The sequence below is a fragment of the Suilimivivens sp. genome (assembly GCF_037359455.1).
GTDB classification, from domain to species: Bacteria; Bacillota; Clostridia; order Lachnospirales; family Lachnospiraceae; genus Suilimivivens; species Suilimivivens aceti.
In genome coordinates, this window is sequence record NZ_JAXXXI010000007.1 from 24,408 (window position 1) to 39,754 (window position 15,347).

The following is a 15,347-nucleotide window of genomic DNA, read 5'->3' on the forward strand; positions in this document are numbered from 1 at the left end:
TTGGATTTTATCTGTCAGCTTAGCCGCTGAACTTTGCTCCACTCTCTTTCTGATATTGCAGCATACTTTCCTGTGCGTTATCTGCTGCCTCCTGTGCACTTGTATTATAAAGTGCATCCTGAATCATAGTAGCCACAATTTCCTTTGCTTCACCAGACAGTGCAATTTCCGGCTTTGCAGTCTGTAATACTTCTTCGGAGAATACAATCGCATTTTCATTACTCTGATATACGTCCTTACCGGCTTCGATAACAGACTTTCTCATACAATAAGAGAATTTGGCCTTTGTATTAAACTCTGTCACGTGATCCTTATTAAGCCACATCCAGGAGATGAAATCCTTGGCTCCTGCTATTTTTTCTTCACCATTTTGATTGTTTACCATTACATTCCATCCACCTGCGACACTGGCAGTATTTCCATTTGCTGTTGCTGCGGGTAATGGTACAACGCCATATTTCTCAGGATCTGCACGGAAAACTGACCAGCTTCCATTGATCTGCATAGCAGTTTCTCCATTTGTTAAAATAGATATATCTGAAACAGATCTTCCCGGTGTTTCATTACAATTTCCTGAATCCAGTAAATCTCTCCATAACTGAAGAGCATTTACAACCTCTTCAGAATTCAGATTAGCCAGGCCTTCTTCTGTAAACAGGCTTCCACCCTGCATCCAGACAAAAGGGTAAAATGTAAAGCATTGCCAGTCACCTTTGTCAACCTCAAATGTAAATCCTGCATAATCATCTGTATTTAATTTTGCCGCTGCCGTTTTAAGTTCATCCCACGTTGTTGGAGGAGTAACACCATTCTGTTCCAGAATTTCCTTATTGTAGTACAATCCCACTAAATCACCGTCCAATGGAATGCCGTAAATTACACCATCTCTTGACACGCGGTCAAACGCTGCTTCTGTGTAATCCTGTTTTATGTCATCCGTAATAATATCATCCAACGGTTCGCACACGCCGGCATCAAGATACTGGTTAATAATTGCCGGACTGCACTCAAAAATATCCGGAGCCTCATTTGTTGCAAATGCTGTCGCAAGCTTTGTCGTTGTATACTCTTCAAATGGAATAGCCAGAAATGACACATGATACTTGTCCTGAGAATTATTGTATTCTTCTATATATTTCTCTAAAAATGCAATTTCATCTTCCTGTGTCCATTGATTCCAATATACAAGTTCAACAGGAGCACTGCCTTCTTCAGCTTCTGCATCCACATTACTGTCATTGCCTTCTTCAGCTTCTGCAGCCACACTACTGTCATTGCCTTCTTCGGGCACCTTGTTTTCTTTTCCGCATCCCAGGATCCCTATGCTCATGCTCAAGAGCATGATTCCCATGATGCAGCTCGCTATTCTTTTTTTCATCATACTTTGCAGCCTCCCATAATCTTTCTTTTCTCTTAGTTATCTTGCTTTATATCCCGGTACCTGGATTTGTTTTATGACTTTATTCTACTTTTCCAAATTCGGCAATAAAATACCACTTTTTTTCAAAGGTGCACTTTTTGCCATATTCTATTTTCCAGCAGAGTATTATATATTATAGGTAATAACAAAGGAACTACATTAAGCTGTATGAGGTAACACAACAGGTGGAAAACATAAGACTTTCTTTACAAAAACAATTATTGATCATCTTTTTATTTATTGCTCTTATTCCAATGACAATTACCGCATTACTGCTTTACCGCACTCAGACTAAAAATACGCTTAACTCTGAAATTACATCCCAGATTCAGGTATTAAAGCTGATTTCCTCCAATATCAATCAGAAGCTAATTTATTTTAATAACCTCACTGCATCCGTTTATTACAATAATGCCATTATAAACTGTCTTGAAAAGGGACAGGCTAAGCAATTGACCTTTTACGAAAAAAAGGAAATCCAGCCTTCTATTAATTCATTAATGAGAACAGATGATATGATTTTATCCCTGTCTCTTATGACAATGTCTGGTGACACTTTATATTGGAATGATGGCTACAGTAACGTTATGCACATAAATTCTCTTGATCCTGAATTTCTTCAAAAAATATACGCAGGGAATGGAACAGGTATCTTATCTAATCCTATTACCCGTACCAATAAGCGTAAATATCCTTCTTCCAATACCTCTATATACTACGGACGGCTTCTTCGCAGTCCCACAAATTATTTTCGTCCAATCGGAATATTGCTGGTTGAGATTGATATAGATTCTTTTGAAGATACAATTATAACTTCAAATTTTAACTCAGATTCCTCTTTTCTTCTGACCACCGAGAATAATACGTTAATATGGGGATATCAGGAAGAGAATTTAGGTTATCATATCGGGGATATTATACCTGCAGAAATATTGGGTACATCTCCATATTCTATTATCAATAATAATGGAAAGAACTATTACTGCTTTAATACCAGGATCGATTCCATGGAATATAATTGTTATTCTTTCCTTCCATTTTCGATTATTGAAAGCAAAACACGTTTTTTCAGAACTTTACTTTTACTGATATGGATAGTATCTTTTGCATGCTTAATCCTGACTTATTTCATGTTCACCAGGCAGTTTATTGTACCAATACGCCGGCTTTCCATTATTATGCAGGAGCAGGACTACTTACATTACTTCCCTTCCCCCGACTATCCTGTTCATGACGAAATCGGTAATCTGTACATCTCATTTCAATCTATGAGCCAGCGTACTCTAGATTTGATCGAGCAATTACAGGAGTACTCAAAAAAAGAGGCAAAACAACAGCTTGCTTTACTTCATGCACAGTTAAATCCTCATTTTTTATACAACACTTTAGATTCTATCAGCTGGATGTCCTTAAATGGAAATGTAGATAAAATACCATATATTATAAATGCACTGTCAAATATCCTTCGGTATAGTATTATAAAAGAGAATGATTTTGTCACTGTAAATGATGAACTATCCTGGCTGAAAAATTATATGTATATCCAGGAAATCCGATTTCAAAATTCCTTTACGATACATTACCACATTAAGCCTGATATGCTCACTTACAAAATACCTCGTTTTATCCTGCAGCCATTTATAGAAAATTCATTACTGCATGGCTTTTCTGAAATACATCAGGGCGGTATTATAATCCTTAGCATTTTTTTAAAGGATAACTCCATTTTTATAACAATAGAAGATAACGGAAAGGGCATGTCGGAGCTTGTCATACATTCTATACTGCATGGCAAAAGTGACGGTATCGGTATCGCAAACTCAAATGCTTATATAAAACAACGCTTCGGAAAATCATATGGAATACAGATCATATCACATATTATGAAAGGTACCAAAATAATTATCACTCTCCCTGTTCAGAAATGAGGAAAGCTTATGAATCGTGTAGTTATCATTGATGACGAAATACAAAGCCGTAATGGAATCGCTGAAATCTTCAGGAATCATTCTCCCCAATGGGAAATAGGTGGTCTGTTTGAAGATGGGAGTCAGGCACTGGAATACCTCCTTCAGCATCCTGAAATTAACCTGATTGTTACTGATATACGTATGCCCAAATTTGATGGTCTGGAGCTGATCAGCAGAATCCGCCAATACAACAAATTAATTCCAATCATTATTATCAGCGGATACTCAGAATTCTCTTATGCCAAAAAGGCTGTTGATTACCAGGTATTCCGTTATATTGTAAAGCCCATTCTTCCATCTGAATTTGATGCTGTGATTACAAGTGTGGAAAACTTTTTCCGATTAGAGGATGATCCTTTTAATGAATATAATCTTACTTCATCAGAATTTGATCAATTTTTGGATCTTCTGTTTTCTGAGTCAGTTTCTTTAAATAAAAGCCAGACAATCCATATACTGGAAAAACAGTGTGGCTTCTCATTTCAAGGTGCCTGGTTCCTGCTAATAGCCGGAAATCATGAATTTAATAATCATATTGACGATCATAGGGCTTTGATACAAAATTTTGCTTCTGAAATATCGCCGGAACACCATGTATTCTTATTCCACGAGAAAATATACTGTATTATCTTACAGAAAACGGATATCGATTATGATGCTTTCAAAAGACATATGCAAAAATTTATCTGGAAATTCACTTCAGATTTATTTGTCCATACAGGAATATATCACAGTTGCAATAATGATACGTTAAAGAATGCATTTTTCAGCGCGCTTTCTACTCTGACACAGTTTTTCTACTCAAAGACTTCTGTGCATATATATCAGGATCAAAAGCTTTGTGATTTTCCATACTCCGTTTACAAAAATCTGCAATTACAGCTCACAAACGGTAACTTACTAAACATAAGAGATGAAATCTATTCCTTTATGGATTACATCAGAGTCAAACAGCCATCCTATTACGAATTACATTCCTGGATAAATAAAATTACCCATATAATCATCCAGTACTGTAACGACAAGAAAGTACCTTCCTCGTACTATATTGATTATACAGAAAACCTTCAATTTCTTTATAATTTTTATTGTCTTGAAGATATTGAAAATACACTCTTAGCTATGATTGATAATATTTTCGAAAAAATTGCTGAACAGATAAACAGCACGAATACTTTTCTTGTTGAACAAATTCAAAACTATCTTTCTGATCATATAAGTGAAAACCTGACTCTTTCAGATTTAGGTGATGTTTTTGGTATAAGCTATTCGTCTCTCAGCAATATTTTCAGTTCTACAACCGGTCAGACCATTATTGAATATTTAACATTTATACGAATACAGCGCGCAAAAGAATTGCTTATCAATACCAACAAAAAAATATATGAAATCTGTTCTGACATTGGATACTCTGAACCCAAATATTTTATTAAGCGGTTCCATCAGATCGTTGGTGTTACCCCAAAGGAATACCGGAAGATCTATACGAAATAATTCAAGGGTCTGTCGCTTTAACGAATAAAATTTCGTGAAGCGGCAGCTTCATTTATGCCGTTTTGGGGATTATTTATTAGATTTCTTCTGATATTTTCTAAAAATGACGTACTTTAATAAGACATCTTTGAGACTTGGAAAATGTGTTTTAAAAAGTTAAAACTCAGGCACTTTTCATTGGAAATAAGTGTGTCCCTGTCTTACCTGTTTGGATTTTGTTATGCAGTTTGTTTATATTTCTTGCCATTGCCAGTAATGTACTTTCTGCCAGAACATTTACTGTCCCTTTGCTTAAGTATCTTCTGAATTGCATATCCTGTTTCAGATCCCCAAACGAACCTTCTGCCTGGATACTTCGGTTTGTTCGAAAAAGAATTCCTTCTTCTGAAAGGATCCGTTCCAGATCTTCCCGCCTGTATTTCAGGAATGTTTTCGCAACCTGAAGTGTTTTTGTTCGTTCTTCCAAAGGTGTTTTACAGTTGTTGCCTTTGATACATTCTTTTTTGTAAGAGCAGCTTTCGCAGTTCTCACATTTGTAAATCGTTTTTTCACTCACATATCCGGTTTTGCTTTTGGAATGACTGATATGATCTACTGTCAGTTTTTGATTATTTCGGCAGGTGTAAACATCTGCCTTTTCATCATACTCCATGTTTTCAATCTTTCCTATGTCGTTCCTGTATTTACGTGTTTTTGAAATTTCATAGTTAGCGGGTTTTATATAAGAAAGCTGTCCATTGCCCTCAAGAAACAGATAGTTTTCCTCGCTTTCATACCCGGCATCCGCAATGATATTTGTATATTTGAATTGAAGATGCTCTTCTGCATCTTTTAAAAATGGTATCAGAGTTGTTGTATCAGTAGGCTGTGGTCCGATCGTAAGCCACGTGATATACTCAGAGTCTACACCATGCTGAAGATTGTATGCCGGTTTTAACTGCCCGTTTCCCATGGCATCTTCTTTCATTCGCATAAATGTAGCATCATGGTCTGTTTTTGAATAACTGTTCTGTTCTCCACAGATATGAATTTTTTGATTATATTCCTTGAATCTGGATAAATATCCTTCAAGTGTTTCGATGCTTTTTTGAAGCGGCGTTTTTCTTTTTCCTATACCATGGACAAAAACCACATTTTCACTTTCTTTCAAAGCATAAAGTTTTTTACGGAGTTTCTTCCCATGCTTCATTTTTATGGTATTGCCATAAACAATCTTTGTGTCATAGAGCTGTTCACATTCGGCAACAAAATCAGCAAGTTTTACGAGGAGTTTTTCCTGATTTTTAGTTACTGCTTTCTTCCAGACAAAAGTATATTTGTTTGCGCTGGCTTCAATTTTTGTACCATCAATAAAAACAGTCTCCCCGGAGACTTCACCAAGTTCAAACAGTGTATTGGACATTTCAGCCAGTATCCGCTTGGAACAGAGAGCAAAATGAATACTTCGAAAACGTGCAAATGTTGCATGATCCGGAGCGGGCTGACCCTCCAGAAGGAACATGAAATTGATGTCTCTTTTACAGTTTAATTCCATGGAACGTGAGGAATAATCTCCGTTCATGTAGGAGTAAAGAACAATCTTGAGAAGAGTTCTTGGCGATACTGAATTTATTCTTTCATAAGTAGAATACAGGTCAGTCAAATCCATAGCCTCCACAAACTGACTTAGTAAACGCACAGAATCATCTTCAGGAATGATTGTTTCAATATTTAGCGGAAGTTTAAGTTGATATCCGTCTGAATTTTTCGTATAATCTTTTTGTAATAATTTAGTTAGTAGCATAACTTAATTTTACACCAACTGCCGGATTCTTTCGAGGTCTGGCAGTTATTTTTTGCACAAGAAAAGGAGCTGCGCACTAATACTTAGTGCGACAGCCCCATTCCAATTATTGAGATAGAAATTTGTAGAATTACATCAAGCTCCATGAAATATCCGTAACGGTTACCTTTCCGCCTGTAACAAAAAATCCCCAATTATCCTTAATATTACATACTCTTACCGACATAGCTGTTCGATCATTAACATACATAATACATATATCTTCCTCTATCAGCAGTTTGACTGCCATTTCATTATTCACGTAATCTACCCGTCGCTCAAAGGCCGGTACAAATGGAATATCGCCTCCCATACGATGTTGTTCTCCCTCAATGTCTCCTCGTGGCCACAAATCAAATACCATGCGATTGTATCCAGGTTCAAAACGAAAGAAATAACCATCATCACACCCTTTTTCCATATGTAAGCCTATGCCGAAGTTTATTGGACAGCCTTCCTTCTCCCATTGAATTTTAGCTTTCAGCAATCCTTGTTTTGGTAAGTTATTAAATATAACCCACGCCGTATTTTCCGTTGAAAAGAAAAGTTCATTTTCTTTTTTTTGTATTCCATCCTCTACATACAGGATCGTTGCTTTTTGCTTTTTTTCAAATGCTTCTTCTATTGTATGTGGAATTTTCTCGGCTAAATCCCCATTTTCAAGTTGATATATTTCGTGAACTGCCAGTGTGCCTCCCCATTCCAGATAATTTTGATCACAATTTTCATGTCTCGTTGGAATCCACCCAAAACCATAACGATATTTGCCATCAAAAGCAGTTTTAATAGCATAAAGCCCTCTGGCGTCCAATACATCATCATGAGGGAATTCCCAAGGCCCCTGAAAACTTTTTGCTTTTCTGTAGTGTGTTGCAAAACATGTTGTAAACGTTGAATAAAGTAAATACCACCATTTCCCCTCACGAAACATATCGGGACATTCATGAGTATAATACATTCCAGGTGAGAAAAAAATCTCCCCAGGTTGCCAATTCCACAAATCTTTGGATCTGCAAATTGCTACACAACCGCTTCTGCGAAAACTTTTTCCCTGAAGCCTAGCTGCTAACAACATATAGTATTCGCCAGTCTCTTCCTGATAAAAAACAAAAGGATCGCGCCAATCATGGGGTTCAAATTTATCCTTCTGCGCAGGAAAAGCGGTTTCATAATGTTTTTCCCAATTTATTAAGTCTGTACTCACTGCATGCAGAATATACTGCTGAGGCTTTCCCTCCAATTCATAATCCTGGTTTAACGGATTCTGTCCTGTATAAAACAAATGATAAACTCCATCATTTCCTTTAATAACAGAACCTGTATAGCAAGCCTGATCTATATCTTTTTCACTTCCAGCCGGCAAAACCTCTCCCTCTTCTTTCCAGTGAACAAAATCTCTTGTACTTACCAGATGCCAAGATGTATGATCTGCCGTAAATGTAGTTTTTCTTTCATCATACAGATAGTAAATATAAAATATTCCCTTATCATAAAATGGAATAGCATCTCCAAACCACGCATTCTTTGGTCTATAAAATATATTGCCCATTTTCTTCTCCTCTACTTAGGAATTCATTATTCTGAAAAATAAGATGAAGCATTTTCTGCAATAGACGCATCTACTCTTTTACAGAATTCATCCACTGTAATATCTCCAAGTGCAAGAGAAACTACTTCTTTTCCAATCAACTCATTTGTTGCCGGATCCAGTTCTATATCAAATAGCTTAATAGAACCGGTTGAATTCTGCATATCCTCATATATGGATTTGGTAAGATCCGTTTCATTGGGCAATGTACCATTAACAGCAGGCGAAAATGCCAGACCACTAATAGCTTCACTGATATTCTTGGCATAGAATTCAATAAAACGTTCTGTCTCCTCATCAAATTTATCTGCGCCAAAAGCAACAGGCATTACACTATTAGAAACAAAATTTGATTTACCTACAGGTTCCCCTTCCTCTATCGTAGGCAAAAGGAAGTAACCTATATTACCTTTCATATCCTCACTAAGCTGATCATCCTGCATAAAAGGCAAATCCCAGGTGCCTATGTAATACATAGCGGCATTGCCACCGGTAAAGTAATTGGATGCACCCGTATAGTCTGTACTGGCAAAACCAGACTGAAAATATTGAGTTCCCAGTTCCTGTACAAAAGTTGCTGCTTTCTTTCCTATTTCACTTTCCATTTTTTGTTTTCCCTGTGCCAAATCATAAAGGAAATCATTTCCGCCGTATCGATATGTTATCATAAGAAGATATCGCAAAATTTCCCAATTATCCTTTCCAGATACAGCAATTGGCGTATATCCTGCATTTTTCAATTTTTCACATGCTTCCAGGAATTCTGCATGTGTTTTCGGAATAGACACGTTGGCGTCTTCAAACATTTGTTTATTGTACCAAAATACTTCTATTGAAAAATCCAGAGGTAATGCCACTTGTCTGTCATCTTTTGTCGTTCCCCATCCTAAAGGAGCCGCAAGAAACATATCTCTTAAACCGTATTTATCAAGAGTATCATTCAAGTCTACTACTATTCCCTGATCCAAAAGCTTTATAGCATAAGGATCCGTGTCCAAATTAAACATATCCGGGGTTTCATTGCTTGCTACCAATGTCTTAATTTTCTGCAGATAGGCAGGTTTATCCGCTATATACTGAATATCCATGGAAAAATTGGGATTCACTTGCTCCTGATACATCTTTACAATATTTTCCATGGTAATGTAGCCAGATTGTTGAGGTGTGATACAGGTAACATATGTCATTTTTTTCTCAGGCTGATTAGACTCAGCTGCAGAAGATTGCGTTTCTCCCTGTTCAGCAGATTCCTGACTTGTATTTTCCATATCATTTTCAGTTTGTTCACTTTGCTCCACATATTCTGACTGGGTATTTATCTCCTTGCTCCCCGAACTACCACAACCTGCCAACGCAGAAATTACAGTTGCTACTGTAACACAAATAGCAATTATATTTCTTTTTTTCATCCTATCTTTCCTCCTTTTTGAGCTTATGCAAATTATAGTTTATAGTCGAAAAATGGGCCCTGTTTTTTCGACCTTAGATTCAGTATAATTTCCACAGAAAAAGATGTAAACGTGAGTATTTTTAGAAATGTACGAACTTTTTTAGGTTACATCTCCATTTTTTTTCAAGAGTCAAATATATCTCAAAGAAACAAAAAATATTAAAATACTCCCTTTCTTCTTTTGTTCGTATAATGGAAGCATATTAATACGAACTACTAACCACACATTTGCAAACAAAAACAGAAAGGATTATATTTATGAAAAGTACATTACAAAACCGAAAGGCATGGCTTCTTTTTCTTTTGCCTTCACTCATTCTTTTTATTTTTACAGTTATTTTTCCTATAATACGTTCCGCTTACTTTGGTTTCTTTGATTGGGACGGCGTAACTCCAATGCAGTTCGTAGGTTTTTCCAATTATAAAAAGCTTTTTTCAGATTTGTATTTTCGAAATGCTTTTTGGAATAATCTTATTTATCTACTAATTAATCTGATAGGTCAGGTTGGAATTGCTTTAATTTTGTCCCTTCTTCTAACAAAAGTGGTTCGAGGTAGTAATTTTTTTAAAACAGTGTATTTTGCCCCCACTATTTTGTCCGGAGTTGCTGTTTCCCAGGCATTCCAAAAATTTTATGCCACAGAACCTCTTGGAGTTTTTAATGCCATATTAAAAGGACTTGGTTTGGAAACATATATCACACCATGGCTTGGCACAGCACAAACCGCATTAGTCAGTGTTGCCATTATTGAATGTTATAAAAATATGGGACTTTATCTGGTAATCATTTACTCAGGACTTATGGCTATTCCTCCAGATGTTATAGAATCAGCTCGGATGGATGGAGCCAAAGGATTTAAACTTTTTTGGTATATCAAGCTTCCTTATATTAGAGAGGTGCTAGCCGTAGCCATCATCATGGCTGTTAATGGTCTACTCAAGGCCTTTGATATTCCTTTTATAACGACAAATGGAGGTCCTGGAAGCTCCTCAGAACTTTTGACAACTTATATGTATAAAACAGCCTTCTCCAGCACCCGCTATGGCTACGGCAGTGCCATTGCTGTGTTTATTGCACTAGAAAGCATACTTGCAGTTTGTATTCTGCGAAAAATATTCACGAAACCGGAGGAAGATACCTTATGAAAAAAATCAGAAAAATATTATTATATCTTTTAATGACAATTATTCTGGCAGTCCAAATCTATCCCATTTTTTGGATTTTTATGACCAGCTTAAAAACAACTGACGAAATACAAAGCAAAAGTACGTTTGCCCTACCGGCCACATTTAATCTACAAAATTATGTTCGAGCAATAGAAACCTCTAACCTTGGATTGTATTTCAAGAACAGTATTCTAGTATTATTTATTACCATTGTTGCCCTTGTACTTTTTTCTTCTACAGCAGCTTTTGCTTTGGAGAAAATGAAGTTTCGTATTAATCAGGGAATACTTTCCTTTTTTCTTTTGGGAATAACTATTCCAATTCACGTTACTCTGATACCTTTGTTTCAAGTATATCGTGATACACACCTGCTTAATACTTATTGGGCACTTATTGTACCTCAAATTGGTTTTAACCTTCCTTTATCCATTTATTTATTTATTACCTTTTATAAATTTATACCAAATACCATAATGGAAGCAGCGGCAATAGATGGAGCTTCTATATGGCGTATTTTTTCCTATATTATGCTTCCTATGTCCAAAAACTGCATAATTACTGTTGTCACAATGAATAGTATCTTTATTTGGAATGAGTTTGTTTTTGCAAATACTTTTATTAGTGATTCCAACCTAAAAACAATACCTATTGGACTATTTGATTATATTGGTGCCAAAGGCATGGTGGATTGGGGTGCCACATTTTCTGCCATCTCCATTTTCCTACTACCTGTTCTGATTGTTTATTTTCTTCTAAATAAAGGCATTATAGCTGGAATGACAACAGGGGCTGTTAAAGAATAAGCATTTACAGTCATATTGGTACGGAGGAATTTCTCTATGATTAGGAAAGCATTTCTGTCATTAAGTATTGTTAAAAAGTTTTTACTACTATCTGCCTTGACGTTTATTCTCCCTTTAGGCTTTTTTGTCTATTTTTCATATATGAGCTATAGTAGTACTGTAGACAATAAACTATTTCAAATGACAGAAAATGTTCTTTCTTTGATAGAAAAGAACGTACAGTATACAATCAATGATGTAAGTGATACTGGCAATATTATTATGACCTCCAGTGATGTTCAAGCTGTACTATCGGCAAATTCCAATACAGCCGGTTATCATCAGCAAACTTTATCTCATGAAACTGCGGTAGAGGATCTTCTAATCAACCTTACAAATAATAAGCAATATATAGGAACTATTTTGCTTGCCAATGATGATTATTCTCTTGCCAAGTACAAAAGCCTTACTTACCGAATCGACAAAGATCCCATAGACTTAGGAAAAGAACTATGGATGAAAGAAACGTTGGAAGCATATGGGCAGGGGCGCTGGTTTCCCAGTGAAGCTACTACATATTTTACAGACAATGTACTTATTTATACAAAACTGATTCGCAGTCTGAATCAGCTCCACCCTATAGGTATTCTTCTTATAGGAATAGATAAAAAAGTATTTGAGGATTTACTATCTTCAGTAGCAGAGTTAAATAATACTCAAATAATTATTTGGCAAAATGAAGAAATCCTCTATGATAGCGCACCTTATGAAAACAGTGCATTGTATTCTATGTCCAATAATGAGCTTTTTTCCATACTACAAAGTGACGGAATCAAGATAATATCACCTTCTGATCGTTATTATATAAAAAGTATTCTCTGCAAAAATACAAATTGGCATATTACTGCCATTACACCTTATAATATACTTCGTATTGATAAGAGAAACACGCTCTTTCTCTTCATTGGTATTGCTGCACTGACCTTGCTTATTGCTCTGTTCTGTTCCTATCTCTTTACATATAATATTACAGAAACCATACGACGGTTGCAGCGTTATGTTGAGAACTTAAAAATTGGTCGCAAAGAAAATATTATCTTTAATTCTATGGATGAAATCGGTAGAATTGGCAACGAATTCATACGGGTTGTAGAAGAAAATGAAAAGCTTACTACAAATTTATATAAATCATTATATAAGGAAAAAGAATCTGAACTTATTGCCCTGCAATCTCAAATTAATCCACATTTTTTATATAATGCTTTAGACTCTATTTTTTGGATGGCTGAAGATCATAACGCTAATGATATATCGCAAATGACTGTGGCTTTATCCAAGATGTTTCGGCTTTCTTTGAATAATGGAGAAAAACTGATTACTATCCGGCAGGAACTTGAAATGGTACAAAGCTATATCACTATTCAAAAAGTACGTTTTGAAGACCGAATTCATGTTACGACTTCTGTACCGGAAAATCTTTTGGACTTAAAAATAGTAAAATTTATTCTCCAACCGCTTGTTGAAAACGCAATCAATCATGGCATTGTGCATAAAAATGAAGGCGGAAACATTTTTATCCAAATATATCAGAAGCAAAACGATATTATATTAATTGTAGAAGATAATGGAATAGGCTTTAAAACCAACGGACAATCTATTCCATCACATGGATATGCAATTAGAAATATTGATGACAGATTAAAACTTTACTATGGCTCAGACTATGGAGTACAAATTACCTCCAGCTTAGGCCATGGCACCAAAGCATTTGTCAGACTAAAAGCAGAACTAATGTAGCAGGAAGGGAAATACAATGTATACCGTTTTTATTGTAGATGACGAAAGTAAAGTAATAAATGGTCTTATAAAACGTATCCAGTGGGACAGACTTGATGCCTGTGTCATTGGTTATGCCCAAAATGGTAAAGAAGCCGAGGAAAAAATTCTGGAGCTGAAACCAAATATTGTTATTACTGATATATTTATGCCTGGTCAGACAGGACTACAGTTAATGGAAAATTTGAAATCAAAATGTGATGCTGTTTACATTATTTTTTCTGCATACAGCGAATTTGAATATGCCAGGGAAGCAATGCAGATGGATGTCGTCGATTATCTAATAAAACCTATGAATATCTCAGAAATAGAAGAAACCATTAAAAAGGCTTCACAAAAATATCGTTATCAGAAAGCTTCACATATTCAAAATGAAGAAGAATATCAACTTCAAAATATTCTAAACGGAAATGAAATTACTACCGAAAATAATATATTATACCAATATGAAAGTTTTTTTGTTATTCAGTTGAAGCTAACTAATATATCCGCCTCTGTTGATCCACTTGCAGCAAAAGTTCGAACATGGACCGTAATGGAAGGACAAGTATTTCTATTAAAGGGAAAAAATCGACTGACTCTTGTTATTGCTCAAAAAGATGCTTATATGATTAGCAATGCACGAAAAAAAATTATTCATAATTTGGAACAACTACACTCAGAGTTTGAAAATTCTTTCTTTTGGGGATTGGGCTGTATTGTTGATTCCCCCATGATGCTTCCTAAATCACTTCTTGCTGCAGAAGAAATGCAGGAATACTGTGCTTTCAGTCTTAGCCAGATTACTGAAAACTCCAAATCCTCCATGCTTTCCACCTCAGTTTCTGACCAAATCAAAGATGCTGAAAATCTGCTTCTTATCGTGGAAGAGACAACAGAGGTTCAAAATATTTTACAACAAATTAAAGAGAACATACAGCTTCAAAGTAATAGTGCAGGTATTATAAAAGCTCAGACCATAGATTTTGTTTATAGCCTTAGAAAACAATTTGAAATGTCCTATGAAGATATATCGGTTGCTTTCACAGATTGGAACTCTCAGATTATATGTCCTCTCCTTTCTTCACCAAATTTGGACTATATGTTTGATATTATTTGTAATTTTATTTTCCAGCTGAGAGAATATTCCGCCTCCCATCATGACGGTTATAGCCAACGATATATTGCACGAATTAAGCAATATATTCTGGATAATCTCAGTTATAATATCAACTTAAATGACCTCGCTACTGAAATTAACCGAAATCCTTCTTATATAAGTTACATCTTTAAACATGAAACCGGACAAAATCTTTTTGACTTTATAACTCAAGAACGAATGAAACGAGCAAAACATCTGCTCAAAAACACAGATCTCAAGATTTTAGATGTAGCTCGAGAATGCGGATATGAAGATCAAAGCTATTTCAGTCAAGTGTTTAAAAAATATACTGGTTCTACAGCCGGCAGCTTCCGTAAGGGCGAAGTATAATGGCTCAGTTGTCAAGACAAAAATCTGAGATTTTTATAATGAACTGATATGGTTGATAAGTTACAAGGAACACAGGGAAAGTAGTGGAACTCTCCCCTATTCCATTTATGCTAACCCAAATATTTTATTAAGCGCTTCCATCAGATCGTTGGTGTTACCCCAAAGGAATACCGGAAGATCTATACGAAATAATTCAAGGGATATTATTTTCTCAAATGAAAATAATATCCCTTTTTCTATATCAATTAAATATTTCTGTCAGCTGATGGGAATCCGTAAACGTCAAATCCTACGCCTACCCTTAAATTTAACGCCGCTTTTATGAGCGGCGTGGTTTCCGGCATTCC

Annotated in this window: 10 protein-coding genes; 6 read left to right on the top strand and 4 right to left on the bottom strand. The window is 35.7% G+C overall.

What is annotated here, in order from left to right; genetic code table 11:
- Nucleotides 1–19: 19 nt before the first annotated feature.
- Nucleotides 20–1,381 carry an ABC transporter substrate-binding protein gene (locus WJQ40_RS01020; RefSeq protein WP_337537617.1) on the bottom strand — a complete coding sequence of 454 codons (1,362 nt, stop codon included), beginning with the start codon at nucleotides 1,379–1,381 and terminating at the stop codon, nucleotides 20–22.
- Between the two features lie 224 nt (nucleotides 1,382–1,605).
- On the opposite strand from WJQ40_RS01020, the gene WJQ40_RS01025 reads away from it, so the two are divergent.
- Nucleotides 1,606–3,348 (top strand): histidine kinase, encoded by a 1,743-nt coding sequence (locus WJQ40_RS01025; RefSeq protein ID WP_337537618.1) that lies wholly within the window; start codon nucleotides 1,606–1,608, stop codon nucleotides 3,346–3,348.
- 9 nt (nucleotides 3,349–3,357) lie between these two features.
- On the top strand, nucleotides 3,358–4,884 hold the full coding sequence (locus tag WJQ40_RS01030) for a response regulator (RefSeq protein ID WP_337537619.1): 1,527 nt from the start codon (nucleotides 3,358–3,360) through the stop codon (nucleotides 4,882–4,884).
- Nucleotides 4,885–5,047: 163 nt separating this feature from the next.
- Here WJQ40_RS01030 and WJQ40_RS01035 read toward each other — a convergent pair whose 3' ends face one another.
- The 3 genes from WJQ40_RS01035 to WJQ40_RS01045 all read right to left on the bottom strand — a co-directional run bounded on the left by WJQ40_RS01035 (nucleotide 5,048) and on the right by WJQ40_RS01045 (nucleotide 9,703).
- Nucleotides 5,048–6,667: an IS1182 family transposase gene (locus tag WJQ40_RS01035; protein WP_337537620.1), complete on the bottom strand. Its 1,620-nt coding sequence runs from the start codon at nucleotides 6,665–6,667 to the stop codon at nucleotides 5,048–5,050.
- Between the two features lie 130 nt (nucleotides 6,668–6,797).
- The gene (locus WJQ40_RS01040) at nucleotides 6,798–8,255 is read right to left on the bottom strand and encodes a glycoside hydrolase family 32 protein (protein ID WP_337537621.1); all 1,458 of its coding nucleotides are present in this window, start codon (nucleotides 8,253–8,255) and stop codon (nucleotides 6,798–6,800) included.
- A 26-nt stretch (nucleotides 8,256–8,281) separates the two neighbouring features.
- Nucleotides 8,282–9,703 (bottom strand): extracellular solute-binding protein, encoded by a 1,422-nt coding sequence (locus tag WJQ40_RS01045; RefSeq protein WP_337537622.1) that lies wholly within the window; start codon nucleotides 9,701–9,703, stop codon nucleotides 8,282–8,284.
- Between the two features lie 299 nt (nucleotides 9,704–10,002).
- Here WJQ40_RS01045 and WJQ40_RS01050 point away from each other — a divergent pair, with 299 nt between their 5' ends.
- Genes WJQ40_RS01050 through WJQ40_RS01065 form a run of 4 tightly spaced genes read left to right on the top strand, consistent with a single transcriptional unit; the run spans nucleotide 10,003 to nucleotide 15,000 of the window.
- A complete protein-coding gene (locus WJQ40_RS01050) occupies nucleotides 10,003–10,890 on the top strand; it encodes a sugar ABC transporter permease (protein ID WP_337537623.1) in 888 nt (295 codons plus the stop codon).
- Entirely contained in the window at nucleotides 10,887–11,714 is an 828-nt protein-coding gene (locus WJQ40_RS01055) for a carbohydrate ABC transporter permease (protein WP_337537624.1), read from the top strand. The genes WJQ40_RS01050 and WJQ40_RS01055 overlap by 4 nt, the downstream gene beginning before the upstream one ends.
- Before the next feature lie 36 nt (nucleotides 11,715–11,750).
- The gene (locus WJQ40_RS01060; RefSeq protein ID WP_337537625.1) at nucleotides 11,751–13,490 is read left to right on the top strand and encodes a histidine kinase; all 1,740 of its coding nucleotides are present in this window, start codon (nucleotides 11,751–11,753) and stop codon (nucleotides 13,488–13,490) included.
- A gap of 16 nt (nucleotides 13,491–13,506) precedes the next feature.
- Complete coding sequence (locus WJQ40_RS01065) at nucleotides 13,507–15,000, top strand: helix-turn-helix domain-containing protein (protein ID WP_337537626.1); 1,494 nt, start codon at nucleotides 13,507–13,509, stop codon at nucleotides 14,998–15,000.
- Nucleotides 15,001–15,347: the final 347 nt, after the last annotated feature.

Coding starts and splice junctions, on each gene's coding strand:
- WJQ40_RS01020 (WP_337537617.1), bottom strand. CDS start 1,381: ATGATGAAAAAAAGAATAGCGAGCTGCATCATGGGAATCATGCTCTTG.
- WJQ40_RS01030 (WP_337537619.1), top strand. CDS start 3,358: ATGAATCGTGTAGTTATCATTGATGACGAAATACAAAGCCGTAATGGA.
- WJQ40_RS01035 (WP_337537620.1), bottom strand. CDS start 6,667: ATGCTACTAACTAAATTATTACAAAAAGATTATACGAAAAATTCAGAC.
- WJQ40_RS01040 (WP_337537621.1), bottom strand. CDS start 8,255: ATGGGCAATATATTTTATAGACCAAAGAATGCGTGGTTTGGAGATGCT.
- WJQ40_RS01045 (WP_337537622.1), bottom strand. CDS start 9,703: ATGAAAAAAAGAAATATAATTGCTATTTGTGTTACAGTAGCAACTGTA.
- WJQ40_RS01050 (WP_337537623.1), top strand. CDS start 10,003: ATGAAAAGTACATTACAAAACCGAAAGGCATGGCTTCTTTTTCTTTTG.
- WJQ40_RS01055 (WP_337537624.1), top strand. CDS start 10,887: ATGAAAAAAATCAGAAAAATATTATTATATCTTTTAATGACAATTATT.
- WJQ40_RS01060 (WP_337537625.1), top strand. CDS start 11,751: ATGATTAGGAAAGCATTTCTGTCATTAAGTATTGTTAAAAAGTTTTTA.
- WJQ40_RS01065 (WP_337537626.1), top strand. CDS start 13,507: ATGTATACCGTTTTTATTGTAGATGACGAAAGTAAAGTAATAAATGGT.